At 31.8% G+C, this 13,305-nt stretch carries 10 protein-coding genes; 7 read left to right on the top strand and 3 right to left on the bottom strand.

The features are described from left to right. Window positions 1-6: 6 nt before the first annotated feature. Complete coding sequence (locus L8X33_RS02195) at window positions 7-1,824, bottom strand: ammonia-forming cytochrome c nitrite reductase subunit c552 (RefSeq protein WP_263669833.1); 1,818 nt, start codon at window positions 1,822-1,824, stop codon at window positions 7-9. Window positions 1,825-1,840: 16 nt separating this feature from the next. Continuing rightward, window positions 1,841-2,335: a cytochrome c nitrite reductase small subunit gene (nrfH, locus tag L8X33_RS02190; protein ID WP_039618639.1), complete on the bottom strand. Its 495-nt coding sequence runs from the start codon at window positions 2,333-2,335 to the stop codon at window positions 1,841-1,843. A gap of 227 nt (window positions 2,336-2,562) precedes the next feature. Here nrfH and L8X33_RS02185 point away from each other — a divergent pair, with 227 nt between their 5' ends. After that, a complete protein-coding gene (locus tag L8X33_RS02185) occupies window positions 2,563-4,656 on the top strand; it encodes an RNA degradosome polyphosphate kinase (protein WP_263669832.1) in 2,094 nt (697 codons plus the stop codon). A 21-nt stretch (window positions 4,657-4,677) separates the two neighbouring features. Here L8X33_RS02185 and rpoD read toward each other — a convergent pair whose 3' ends face one another. Beyond that, window positions 4,678-6,555: an RNA polymerase sigma factor RpoD gene (gene rpoD / locus L8X33_RS02180; protein ID WP_133318727.1), complete on the bottom strand. Its 1,878-nt coding sequence runs from the start codon at window positions 6,553-6,555 to the stop codon at window positions 4,678-4,680. 134 nt (window positions 6,556-6,689) lie between these two features. On the opposite strand from rpoD, the gene L8X33_RS02175 reads away from it, so the two are divergent. The 6 genes from L8X33_RS02175 (at window position 6,690) to L8X33_RS02150 (ending at window position 13,304) form a co-directional block, all read left to right on the top strand. Beyond that, window positions 6,690-7,502, top strand: coding sequence for a flagellar hook-basal body protein (locus L8X33_RS02175; protein ID WP_133318728.1), 813 nt, complete (start codon window positions 6,690-6,692; stop codon window positions 7,500-7,502). Between the two features lie 16 nt (window positions 7,503-7,518). Beyond that, complete coding sequence (gene flgG, locus L8X33_RS02170; RefSeq protein WP_133318729.1) at window positions 7,519-8,313, top strand: flagellar basal-body rod protein FlgG; 795 nt, start codon at window positions 7,519-7,521, stop codon at window positions 8,311-8,313. Between the two features lie 168 nt (window positions 8,314-8,481). Continuing rightward, window positions 8,482-11,256, top strand: coding sequence for a periplasmic nitrate reductase subunit alpha (gene napA, locus L8X33_RS02165; RefSeq protein WP_263669831.1), 2,775 nt, complete (start codon window positions 8,482-8,484; stop codon window positions 11,254-11,256). A gap of 2 nt (window positions 11,257-11,258) precedes the next feature. Beyond that, window positions 11,259-12,008: a ferredoxin-type protein NapG gene (napG, locus tag L8X33_RS02160; protein ID WP_263666147.1), complete on the top strand. Its 750-nt coding sequence runs from the start codon at window positions 11,259-11,261 to the stop codon at window positions 12,006-12,008. After that, entirely contained in the window at window positions 12,005-12,796 is a 792-nt protein-coding gene (gene napH / locus L8X33_RS02155; RefSeq protein WP_263669830.1) for a quinol dehydrogenase ferredoxin subunit NapH, read from the top strand. The genes napG and napH overlap by 4 nt, the downstream gene beginning before the upstream one ends. Next, entirely contained in the window at window positions 12,786-13,304 is a 519-nt protein-coding gene (locus L8X33_RS02150) for a nitrate reductase cytochrome c-type subunit (protein ID WP_133318733.1), read from the top strand. The genes napH and L8X33_RS02150 overlap by 11 nt, the downstream gene beginning before the upstream one ends. The last annotated feature ends 1 nt before the right edge of the window (window position 13,305 follow it).

The raw sequence follows: 13,305 nt of genomic DNA, 5'->3' as shown, positions 1-13,305 counted from the left end.
TTTTGATTAATCTATTACTTTATAATTATAAGGTTTTAGATTTTTATCATCTTCAAGAAGTTTTGCTGGTGGATTACCATTTACTTCTTGGTGTTTATAGTAGCGATCACCTGCTTTATTACCATTTAGATCTACTTTATAGTGAATTTCACCTGGATTTAATTTTTGAATATCTTCAAAATCTAAATTTGAAGTTTTGAAATCTTTAATGCCATTTTTGGCTGCAATTTCTACTAGCTTAGTTTGTCCTTGTCTTGACATATCAACTGATTGTAAAAGCATTCTTGAAGCTTCTCTAGGATTGTGGAAACCTGTTGAGTTTTCAGCACCTACAAAGTCCGCTCTAATTTGAGATTTTCTATGTAGTTCTAATACTTCTTTTAATTCAGCCGAAATTTTAGCATCATCTGCTTTGCCATCAGTTTGAAATTTAGGCATTTTTCCAAGTTCTGCACGAATAGTTTCTACATCTTTAATCAAGCTTACTAAAGAATATTCAGCTGTTCTTAAATCATGAGCTACTGAATTTTGAATATCTTTTACTTGTTTAGCTAGATAGCTTTCGCTTTGAGTGTGACAAGTTTTACAAGCTGAGTTAATATCAACTAAAGGTGAAGTAATATTGTGGTTAGTAACTTTTTTTGCACCTTTTCTAATATAAGGCATATGACAATCTGCACAACTTACACCATTTGCAGCATGTACTCCACCACTATAAAGTTCGCTTTCTGGGTGTTGAATTTTAATCATTGGTGCTTTTGTGATTTTATGAACCCAATCACTTGGAAAATTTTCTCTATTTTTTTCATAATAATCATCAATCATTTCTATTCTAAATGGCTCGCCTTTTTTCCACTCACTCCATGGAAATGCTAGCTCTATACCATTAATTTCGATTTCAACTGGCTTGTTACCATCTCTCCAAGAATCAAACTCATCATAAGTTTTTTGAGTGCCATTCCACCATTTTTTAGAACTATCATTAGCAATACTTTCGCCTATAGTTTTCACTTTAGTGCCTGTTGGTTTGAAGTAGTATTCAACATGACATTGAGAGCATACTAAAGTTCTCATTTCGCTTCTTGAAGCTTTAACACCTTGTTTTTCGTCTGCTTCATAACCTCTTGAAATTAATGCTTTAATTAAAGCTGGTCTTGTAAGTCTTAAACTCATATCTGTTGGGTTGTGGCAATCTGCGCATGTTACACCCATTCTTTTTCCACCATGAGGTCCGCTGTGTTCAGGTGAGTTTTCTTTAGCTCCATTTACAGCTGGGATAGTTTTAACCATAGTCCAATATTTTGCAGAGTTAAATGCTACCCAATCACCTTTTGCAGTGTTGTTTAAAAGCCATGGAGTCCATCCGCTATGGCAGTTCATACAAGCTGTTGGTTGACCGCCAAATCCTGTAAAACCATGTGCATTTAAGAAATCTTTATTATTTCTAGCTGTATCCATTTGATCTACTTGAACCCAAAAGTGTCCTCTTTCTTCATTTGCATCAATGCTAAATGGATAACCTGCCCAAAGAACAGTTAGTTGTGGATAGCGAATAAGCTTTGAATAAGCTAAATTTCCACCAAATTCTGTTGCATTAGGTGTTTGTTTTTCTACTGCTGTGTGCATGTCTAAATAATCAGGAAAGTTCTTTCCCCAGTAATCAAAAGTAGGATTTTCATCACCAAGTTTTACAATTTCTTGTGAAATGATCCCGCCTACTGAATCATTTGTTTTAGCTGTAATGTCCTGATTAAGCCATAATACACCTGCAATAGCTACTATAGTAGCACTTATAGCACTATATAAAATGCCTTTGTTATTCATTAAATACTCCTTTCATTTAAAATCCTCTCTTGTGACCAACACCTTGGTGGCAAGATACACAACTTAAAGCATTATCTTTATGTGGATCTAGGGTAGGGTTGATAGTGTTACTCGCAATTTCTTTGTGACATTCTATACAGTTATTTTGGACTATTTCTTTACTTTTTGCATTTGCACTCAAATGTGTAGGTAAAGAATCTAGTTTGAAAGTAAATGCATAAGCATGTCCTAAGCCACTTTGAGCTTTAGCAATCCATTTTTCAAAAAAGCTATGTGGCAAATGGCAATCATTACAGGTTGCTCTTGGTTTACCATCAACTTCTTTAGAGTGCGAAGCTTTTAAATAATCATTATAAACCTCGTTCATAATATGGCAATTATTACAGCTTTCACTAGCATCGCTAAAATAAGAAGTGCCCTTAGCATTATGGAAAGTATACATTCCAACTCCTGCTAAAATTACAAGTAAGAAGAGGAAAACAGCAAAAAGTTTTGAGTTTGCTTTTTTCAAAGTCTCTCCTTTGAATGAAGTTTAAGTTACAAGAACTTGTGTATAATTATATAACACCATAAAGGCAAAAAAGTAAATATATATTTATTAATCATTTATTATTTTTTTAATAAGATAAAAAAAGTATTATTTTTTTATATAATTATATTTACTATTATACAAATAAAATAAATTTTAATGAAAGAAATACTAAAATATAAATATCTAGAAATAAAGGTAGGTATATCATGCAAATTCAACCATCAATGTATATTAACAGAGAACTTTCTTGGCTTGCGTTTAATTCTCGTGTTTTAGATCAATGCTCTAAAGATCTTCCTTTACTTGAAAAACTTAAATTTATTGCTATATACTGTACAAATTTAGATGAGTTTTATATGATAAGAGTGGCTGGATTAAAACAACTTTTTGTGGCAGGAATAAGCACAACAAGCAATGATGAAATGACTCCTCTTGCGCAACTTAAAGCTATTAGAAATTATCTACATGAAGAAAAATATGTAGTAGAGCAGTATTTTACTAAAATTACCCAAGATTTAGAAAAAGAAAATTTGTTTATTCGCTCATACGAAGAACTTGATGAGGATTTAAAACAGCAATGTAATGAGCATTTTTTTTCTAATATTTTTCCTGTGATAGTGCCTATTGCAGTTGATGCAACTCATCCTTTTCCGCATTTAAATAACCTTTCATTTTCTTTAGCGGTAAAACTTTGTGATCCTATGCACCCTGAACTTTTAAAATTTGGCATGATACGCATACCTAGGGTTTTACCAAGATTTTATCAAGTAAGTTCTAATATTTATGTGCCTATAGAAAGTATAGTACGCTATCATACTGAGCATATTTTTCCTGGCTACAAGCTCTTATCTTCTGCTGCTTTTAGAGTAACTAGAAATGCAGATATGGAAATAGAAGAAGAAGAAGCTGATGATTTTATGTTGATTTTAGAGCAGGGTTTAAAACTTCGTAGAAAAGGTGCTTTTATACGCTTGCAAATAGAAAAAGGCGCAGATGAGCAGTTGATTGAATTTTTAAGTTCTCATATGAATATTTTTCATAAAGATATTTATGAGTATAATATACTTTTAAATTTAGCTTCATTATGGCAAATCATTTCCAACAAAGAATTTACACATTTGCTAAATCCTATGTATACACCAAAAATTTTACCACCTTTTGGGGATAATGTATCTATATTTAGTGCAATAGATAAACAAGATATTTTGGCTATACAGCCTTATGAGAGTTTTGAGCCTGTATATCAATTTATCAAAGAGGCAAGTAAAGATCCTAAGGTTGTTTCTATAAGAATGACTCTTTATAGAGTAGAAAAAAATTCAAACATAGTTCAAGCTTTAATTGATGCAGCAAGCGATGGCAAACAAGTTACTGTAATGGTAGAATTAAAAGCGCGTTTTGATGAGGAAAATAACTTGCATTGGGCAAAATCATTAGAAAATGCAGGGGCTCATGTGGTATATGGAATCACTGGTTTTAAAGTGCATGCAAAAGTAGCTCAAGTGATTAGAAAAGAAGGGGATAAATTAAAAATTTATAATCATTTAAGTACGGGTAATTACAATGCAAGTTCAGCTAAAATTTATACTGATGTGAGTTATTTTACTTCAAAAGAAGAATATTCTCAAGATACTACAACTTTTTTTCACATACTTTCAGGATATAGTAAAAGTCGTCGTTTAAAGACTTTATCAATGAGTCCAAAGCAAATCAAAGAAAGAATTTTAGATATGATAGCCACTGAAGCAAGCTATGGAAAAGATGGAGTAATCATAGCCAAAATGAATGCTTTGGTAGATGGTGATGTGATTAAAGCTTTGTATGAAGCTTCAAATAAAGGTGTTAAAATAGATCTTATTGTGCGTGGAATTTGTTGTTTAAGACCTGGAGTAAAAGGATATAGTGAAAATATAAGAGTTAGAAGTATAGTGGGAAAATATTTAGAGCATGCTAGAATTTTATATTTTAAACATACAACACCAAATTATTTTATTTCAAGCGCTGATTGGATGCCAAGGAATTTAGAAAGAAGACTAGAATTAATGACTCCTATTTTTGATGAGCATTCTCGTGCAAAATTGGCTCAAATTTTAAAACTACAATTAAGCGACAATGATTTAGCTTATGAGTTAGACAGCGAGGGAAGATATCGTAAGGTTATTTTAAATGAGACAGAAAAAATCAACAATTCTCAACAAACTTTAGAAGAGTATATTAGTAGAATTTTTAATACCTTGAAAAAAGATACTGATCACAGCAGGGCGACGCACTTAGCAACGAAGCTTTTTAGGGATAGCTAATCCTTGCTTTTTTAGCAAGGATTATTTCCAACCTTCTATGTAGTTTTTAAGTTTTCTACCAACTTTTGGGTGTTTAAGTTTTTTTATAGCTGAGCTTTCTATTTGTCTTACTCTTTCTCTTGTGACATTTAATTCTTTACCGATTTCTTCTAAAGTTCTATCACTTTCATCATCCATTAAGCCAAAACGCATTCTAATAACAGCCTTTTCTCTATCATTAAGCTGATCTAAAACTTCATCAATTTGTTCTTTTAAATCATCTTTTAAGATGTGATCCATAGGTGAAATTGAGGTTCTATCTTCTACAAAATCTCCAAATTTACCATCATCCTCGTTGCTAATAGGTGCTTCTAGAGAAATTGGTTCTTTAGTAATTTTAATAACTTGTTTTACTTTATCTATACTAAGTCCTACTTCTTTTGCAATAATACTTACATCCGGTTCTTTACCTTCTTTTTGCAAATATTCACGAATGATTTTATTGATTTGATTGATAGTTTCTATCATATGAATAGGAATTCTTATAGTTCTTGCTTGATCAGCAATTGCTCTTGAAATAGCTTGTCTAATCCACCAAGTTGCATAGGTTGAAAACTTATAACCGCGTTTGTATTCAAATTTATCTACCGCTTTCATTAAGCCTATGTTGCCTTCTTGGATTAAATCTAAAAATGGTAATCCGCGGTTAGTATATCTTTTAGCAATGCTTACAACTAAGCGTAAATTTGATTTTGCCATTCTAGTTTTAGCCTCATCAGATATTTTTTTACCGCGTTTAATTTGCTCTAGAATTTCTTTTAATTGATCTTTTTCTAAATCAAAAGAATTTTGACTAGCTTCTTTAGTTTGAATTAGTTTTTTAATCTCCATATAAGTGCTTACCATGGTAGTTTCTAAAGCACGCTCGGCTATTTCTTCTTTGCTAAGTTTGGTAATATCTTTTAAAATATCTTGGTGTCTTTGTTTTAATTCTTCTGAAAACATCGGTAAGCGATACTCCAAGCGTTTTAATTCTTTATCAAATTCCTCATCACTTTTTAATGCTGTTTCCATAGATTTTACTATTTCAGAAATAAGTTTTGATGTTGGACCTAGATCCATTAGTTTTTCTTTTAGTATATTTTTCTTAAAAGCAATTATGAGTTTATCTAATAGTTCATCATCATTTTTTTCTGCATTAATAGTAGATATAGTTTTTAACCATTCTTTTTTTGCTTTTTCTAATGCTTTAAAGCTTTCTATGACTTTTAGAGTTCTTTCATCTTCTTTTTTATTTGTTTTTTTAGGTTTTTTTTCATTAGAATTTTCATTTTCCTCATTTTCGTTTTCTTCTTCAGAATCTATTTCTTCATCGCTTTTATCATCATCGCTTTTATCATCATCCTCAAAGCTTTTAAAAAGCTCTTTCACTCTTCTTTCTCTATTAATTAAAGGTTCTTTATAATCAAGTATAAAATCAATCAAATAAGGCACAGAACAAAAAGCATCGATGATAATATCTTCGCCTAGCTCAATCTTTTTAGAAATTTCAATTTCTTCATCTTTGTTTAAAAGAGCAATTTGTCCCATTTCTCTTAAATACATTCTTACAGGAGAGTCTGATCTGCTCCACTCAAGTAAATCATTTTCATTGGCTAAATCAAATTCATTTTCCAAACTTGTATCTTGTAATTTTTGTTTTTCCTCTTGTAGCTTTTTTGCTTCTTCTAAATTTCTTTTTTTGGCAATTTCAGCTGAAGAGATTAATTCTACTTTATATTTATCCATTAGATCACGGATTTTTTTCGCACTTGTTGCGTTTGGAAGCTTTGCAAAATACTTGACAAGTTTTTCATATGTGATATAATCTTTAGAATTTTCTTTGAAAAGTTCTTCTAAAACATTAGTTTCATTAGCCATGGATACCCCTTGTATTTAAGTAATGAGTGTAAAACTAAATATTATGCCTAAAAATTAATTAAAAACAAATAAAAATATTTTGGAACGACTTTTGCTTTGTTAGTGAAAAATTAAGATTTTAGTTAGGAAAAATAATGCAAAATGGGTATTATCAAGCCACCGGTGCTATGGTTACGCAATTTAATCGCTTAGATGTTGTAACTAACAATCTAGCAAATGTAAATACAAGTGGCTATAAAAGAGATAATGTTGTTATTGCAGATTTTAAAAGGATTTTTAAAGAAACTCAAGATGAGTTACCTATACAAAATCACACAAGAGATGCTGCAAGATTTGTTAATACAACTATAGATAGAGTTCCGCAGGTTAATCATGTCTATACAAATTTTAGTGTAGGTTCTATGAAAATGACGCATAATCCTTTGGATTTAGCTCTTACTCGCGAAGATACTTTTTACTTGATTAAAACAAATAATGGTGAAATAAGATTAAGTCAAGATGGAAATTTCCAACTTGATGATGAGGGTTATTTGGTAAATCGTCAAGGATACAGAGTTTTAAGTAGTGATTATTTTAATAATCCCGAAAATGATGGCATACGCATAGGAGATTCCACTTCTTTTATTAATGTGGATAAAAATGGAATCATCAGTGCAGCTAATCAAAATATTGCAAGATTATTTGTAGCACAAGTTGATGATTTAAGAGATTTACAAAAAGATGGCGATAATATGTATAAAATTGATAATTTAAACAAGATTAGAGATTTACCAAATTCAAATGCCATTAAGCAAGGTTTTACTCAAGGATCAAATGTTAATCCAGTTACAGAAATGGTAGGATTAATTGAGGCAAATAGAATGGTTGAGATGTATCAAAAAGTTATGACATCTCATATGGATGATTTAAATCAAGAAGCTATTAATAAATTAGCAAGTACTAAATAAACTAAGGATAGATAAAATGTTAAGATCATTATACACAGCAGCATCAGGGATGGTATCGCAACAAACACAAATTGATGTGACTTCAAATAATATTTCAAATGTTAATACAGTAGGTTATAAAAAATCGCGTGCAGAATTTGCAGATTTGATGTATCAAACGATGAAATATGCAGGAACTTCAACCTCAAGCACCACAAAACATCCAAGCGGCATTGAAGTAGGGCTTGGAGCAAGAGTAACAGCTGTAAGTAAAATTTTTAGTGAAGGTAGTTTAAAACAAACATCAACTTCAGGTCTTGATATGGCAATTGCTGGTAATAATGGCTTTTTCCAAATTCAAATGCCTGATGGAACTATAGCTTATACTAGAAATGGTCAATTTACTAAAGATGCTGAAGGAAACATAGTAAATTCAGATGGCTATAGACTTTTACCGGAAATGACTATACCTGAAGATGCTATTGCTATAAATGTTGCAAGCGATGGGACAGTTTCAGTAATGCAGCCAGGAAATACAGCTGAAACTCAAATAGGACAAATTGAACTTGTAAATTTTATCAATCCTGCAGGTTTACATGCTTTAGGGGATAATCTTTTAGTAGAAACTGATGCAAGTGGGGCGCCTATTGCAGGTATAGCGGGCGAGAACGGTTTTTCTGTCATCAAACACGGCTTTGTGGAGCTTAGTAATGTTCAACTTGTAGAGGAAATGACTGATCTTATTACAGGACAAAGAGCTTACGAAGCAGGCTCAAAAGCAATCACTACAAGTGATGATATGCTTGGAATTGTAAATCAATTAAAACGCTAGAATTAACTAGCGTTTATAATATGTAAAAATATTTAAAAATATACTAAAAAACTCCTATTTATAAATACTTATAAAATATTCTTTTTTATAATTTAAATTTTATCATTAATGTAGTAATATTTTTTAGATGTATTAAAATACATTGAATAAACAATAACGAGGGATATAATGAACAGAAGAGACTTCATTAAAAACACCGCTATTGCTAGTGCTTGTGGTGTTGCAGGTCTTAGTGTTCCAAGTAGTGTACTTGCTAATACTGAGAATAAATGGCGTTGGGATAAGGCTGTTTGTAGATTTTGTGGTACAGGCTGTGGAATTTTAGTTGCAAGTTTAGATGGTAAAATTGTTGCTGTAAAAGGAGATCCAGCAGCTCCTGTAAATCGTGGATTAAATTGTATTAAAGGTTATTTTAATGCAAAAATTATGTATGGAGAAGATCGCTTAGTAACACCTTTACTTCGCGTAAATGCAAAAGGTGAGTTTGATAAAAATGGAAAATTTCAACAAGTTTCTTGGCAAAGAGCCTTTGATGAAATGGAAAAACAATTTAAAAAAGCTTACAAAGAAAAAGGTGTTGAAGGAATTGGAATTTTTGCAAGCGGTCAATATACTATACAAGAAGGATATGCTGCTGCAAAATTAGTAAAAGCTGGTTTTAGATCAAACAATATAGACCCAAATGCACGCCATTGTATGGCTAGTGCGGTTGTTGGTTTTATGCAAACTTTTGGAGTTGATGAGCCTTCTGGCTGTTATGATGATATAGAGCTTACTGATACTATTATTACTTGGGGTGCAAATATGGCAGAAATGCATCCGATTTTATGGTCAAGGGTAAGTGATAGAAAATTAAGTAATTTAGATAAAGTCAAAATTGTAAATTTATCTACTTTTTCTAATAGAACTTCTCATATAGCAGATACTGAAATCATCTTCAAGCCAAATACTGATTTAGCTATTTGGAATTATATCGCTAGAGAGATTGTTTATAATCATCCTGAAGCTATGGATAAAGAATTTATTGAAAAACATTGTATCTTTACAACAGGCTATGCTGATATTGGTTATGGAATGAGAAATAATCCAAACCATCCTAAATTTAAAGCAAGTGAGAAAGATACAGTAGCAAAACAAAATGCTATTATTGTAGATGAAGAAGAAGCGGTATCTTTGGCTTATTTAGGAGTAAAAGCAGGTGATAAATTTGAAATGAAACACCAAAGTGTTCCTGATGCACATTGGGAAATTTCATTTGAAGATTTCAAAAAAGCATTAGAACCTTATACGCTTGATTATGTTGCTAAAGTTGCTAAAGGTAATGAAGATGAAAGCATTGAAGAATTTAAGAAAAAACTTCAAGAATTAGCAAATTTATATATAGAAAAAAATAGAAAAGTTGTAAGTTTTTGGACTATGGGCTTTAATCAACACACAAGAGGTACTTGGGTGAATGAACAAGCTTATATGGTACATTTCTTACTTGGTAAACAAGCTAAGCCAGGTAGCGGTGCGTTTTCATTGACAGGGCAACCAAGTGCTTGTGGAACTGCAAGAGAAGTAGGGACTTTTTCGCATCGTTTACCTGCTGATATGGTCGTTGCAAATCCTAAACACAGAGAAATTAGCGAAAAAATTTGGAAAGTTCCGGCAAAAACAATCAATCCTAAACCAGGTGCTCCATACTTAAAAATCATGAGAGATTTAGAAGATGGAAATATCAAATTTGCTTGGGTGCAAGTAAATAATCCTTGGCAAAACACTGCTAATGCAAATCACTGGATAGCAGCAGCTAGAGAAATGGATAATTTTATCGTTGTGAGTGATTGCTACCCAGGAATTAGTGCTAAGGTGGCAGATTTAATTTTACCAAGTGCTATGATTTATGAAAAATGGGGTGCTTATGGTAATGCTGAAAGAAGAACTCAACACTGGAAACAGCAAGTGCTGCCTGTAGGTGAGGCTATGAGTGATACTTGGCAAATTATGGAATTTGCAAAACGCTTTAAATTAAAAGAAGTTTGGGGTGAAACTAAGGTAAATGATAAACTTACTCTGCCAAGTGTTTTAGAAGAAGCTAAAGCTATGGGTTATAGTGAAGATGATACTTTATATGATGTATTATTTGCAAACAAAGAAGCAAAATCTTTCAAAGCAAACGATTCTATTGCAAAAGGATTTGATAATAGTGATGTTAATGGCGATGAAAGAAAAATTATAGGTAGTGATGGTAAAGAATTTGAGGGTTATGGCTTTTTCGTTCAAAAATATCTATGGGAAGAATACCGTAAATTTGGTTTAGGTCATGGGCATGATTTAGCTGATTTTGATACTTATCATAAAGTAAGAGGTTTAAGATGGCCTGTGGTGAACGGTAAAGAAACACAATGGAGATTTAATACTAAATTTGATTATTATGCTAAAAAAGCAGCTCCAAATTCAGATTTTGCATTTTATGGTGAATTCGCTAAAGAACTGCCAAAAGGAGATTTGCTGGCTCCGCAGACTAAAGAAAAATATAGCTTGAAAAACAAAGTGAAAATTTTCTTTAGACCATTTATGAAAGCTCCTGAAAGACCGAGTGAAGAGTATCCATTTTGGTTATGTACTGGTAGGGTTTTAGAGCATTGGCATAGTGGAACTATGACTATGAGAGTTCCTGAGCTTTTCCGTGCAGTGCCTGAAGCACTTTGTTATATGAATGAAGATGATGCTAGGGCAATGAAAATTAATCAAGGTGATATCGTATGGGTACAATCACGCCGTGGTAAAGTAAAAGCTAGAGTAGATTTTCGTGGTAGAAATAAACCATCTAAAGGGCTTGTGTATGTGCCTTGGTTTGATGAAAATGTATATATAAACAAAGTTACATTAGATGCAACTTGTCCATTGTCTAATCAAACAGATTTCAAAAAATGTGCCGTAAAAATTACTAAAGCATAAAAATGAAAAATAGAAGAGAATTTTTAGCCTTTACTTTTAAGCTTTTATGTATAGGAAGCGGAAGTGCATTTTTAGCAAGTTTAGCATTTAGCTCAAATCAGGAGTATTTTTTAAGACCTCCTGGGGCAGATAATGAAAAAGAATTTTTATCAAAATGTATACGATGTGGACTTTGTGTAAAAGCTTGTCCTTATGATGTTTTAAAACTAGCAAATTTAGAAAATAGTGCTAAAAATGGCACACCTTTTTTTATAGCAAGAGAAAATCCTTGTAGATTGTGCGAGGATATACCTTGTATAAGAGATTGTCCTACAAATGCGCTAGATCATAAATATTTAGAGCAAAATGATGGAATTTATAAAACAAAAATGGGTATAGCTATAATTGATAGCGCAAGTTGTGTTGCTTATTGGGGAATTCAATGTGATGCTTGTTATAGAGCCTGTCCATTGATAGATAAAGCATTAAAGCTTGAAATAAAACGCAATGAAAGAACTGCAAAGCACGCATTTTTATTACCTGTAGTAGATCATGAAGTATGCGTGGGATGTGGGATTTGTGAGAAAGCCTGTATAACGCAAAAAGCTGCTATTAGAGTTTTACCTAGAGAATTTGTCTTGGGAAAAGCTGGGGATAATTACATCAAAGGTTGGGATGAAAAAGATGAAAAACGCTTGCAAGATGTAAACACAGATAAAAATTTCAATAAAAACAAGGCTAAAGATTATCTTAATGATGGAGAATTGTTATGAAATATCTTATTTTAAGAAGAATAGTGCAATTGTCTATCTTAACTTTTTTTTCTTTTGGTGTATTTAATTTTATATTAAAAGGAAATTTAAGCTCTTCAGTTTTATTTTCTTCGGTGCCCTTAAGTGATCCTTTTGCATTTATTCAACTTGTGTTAGCAAGTTTGCAAGTAGATTTAATGGCTTTAAGTGGTGCTTTGATAGTATTTTTATTTTATGCTATTTTTGCTGGAAGAGCGTTTTGTGCTTGGGTTTGTCCTGTAAATATCATTACTGATTTTGCTTATTTTATTAGAAGTAAATTAGGTTTTAATCAAGCAAGGATTTTTAATGTAAATAAAAATTTGCGTTATTATGTTTTGGCTTTTGTTTTGATTTTTTCTTTTCTTTTTTCCTTTCCTGTTTTTGAGGAATTTTCTTATATAGGAATAATCCAAAGAGGAATTATTTTCGGCGGTGTTTCTTGGCTTTTTGTAGCTTTGATTATTTTTTGTATAGATACGTTTTTTAGTCCAAGATTTACTTGCTCGTATTTTTGTCCTTTAGGAGCTTTTTGGGCTTTAAGTTCGCATTTTTCATTACTAAAAGTAAGATATAACTTGCAAAAATGCACTAAGTGTTATAAATGCCTTGGAGTATGTCCTGAAAAGCAAGTGCTTTGGATGATAGGTAAAGAAAATCAAGATGTAAAATCAGGTGAGTGTATAAGATGTGGAAAATGTATTGATGTTTGCGGTGATGATGCTTTAGGTTTTAGTATAATAAATTTAAGGAGAGAAAATGAAAAATAAAATCTTTTTATCCTTAGCAGCAGCTGTTTTAATAAGTGCTTGCGGACTTGCTGTTAAAAGTGTTGATTCAAAAGATATAGGTTTAAGAAAAACAAGTTTAGAAAGTGAAAATGTAGAGTTATTGGATGCAAAGTATTCTCAAGCAATGGCTGGAGAGTCTGTTTTAATTGAGAGATCATTTGAAAATGCTCCGCCATTAATTCCACATACTTTAGAGGATATGCTTCCAATTACTAAGGATAATAATATTTGTTTAAGCTGTCATGATAAAGCCATAGCTAAAGATGTTGGAGCCACTCCGCTTCCAAGTAGCCATTATTTTGACTTAAGAAAAAACAAATCTACTAAAGATATGATAAGTGATGCAAGGTTTAATTGTACACAATGCCATGTACCACAAAGCGATGCAAAACCTTTAGTAGGAAATAGTTTTGAAGCTAAATTTAAAAATGAGGAACTAAAGAAAAAATCTAATCTTTTAGATGTTTTAAATGAAGGCGTAAAATAAA

The organism is Campylobacter sp. CNRCH_2014_2849 (assembly GCF_025772845.1).
GTDB classification, from domain to species: domain Bacteria; phylum Campylobacterota; class Campylobacteria; order Campylobacterales; family Campylobacteraceae; genus Campylobacter_D; species Campylobacter_D lari_D.
Note: the sequence above shows the minus strand (reverse complement) of the source record. Positions and strands in the feature narration are given on the sequence as shown.

Excerpts from the sequence above, each read along its gene's own strand:
- L8X33_RS02195 (WP_263669833.1), bottom strand. The coding sequence starts at position 1,824 with ATGAATAACAAAGGCATTTTATATAGTGCTATAAGTGCTACTATAGTA.
- L8X33_RS02175 (WP_133318728.1), top strand. The coding sequence starts at position 6,690 with ATGCAAAATGGGTATTATCAAGCCACCGGTGCTATGGTTACGCAATTT.
- napG (WP_263666147.1), top strand. The coding sequence starts at position 11,259 with ATGAAAAATAGAAGAGAATTTTTAGCCTTTACTTTTAAGCTTTTATGT.
- flgG (WP_133318729.1), top strand. The coding sequence starts at position 7,519 with ATGTTAAGATCATTATACACAGCAGCATCAGGGATGGTATCGCAACAA.
- rpoD (WP_133318727.1), bottom strand. The coding sequence starts at position 6,555 with ATGGCTAATGAAACTAATGTTTTAGAAGAACTTTTCAAAGAAAATTCT.
- L8X33_RS02185 (WP_263669832.1), top strand. The coding sequence starts at position 2,563 with ATGCAAATTCAACCATCAATGTATATTAACAGAGAACTTTCTTGGCTT.
- L8X33_RS02150 (WP_133318733.1), top strand. The coding sequence starts at position 12,786 with ATGAAAAATAAAATCTTTTTATCCTTAGCAGCAGCTGTTTTAATAAGT.
- napH (WP_263669830.1), top strand. The coding sequence starts at position 12,005 with ATGAAATATCTTATTTTAAGAAGAATAGTGCAATTGTCTATCTTAACT.
- napA (WP_263669831.1), top strand. The coding sequence starts at position 8,482 with ATGAACAGAAGAGACTTCATTAAAAACACCGCTATTGCTAGTGCTTGT.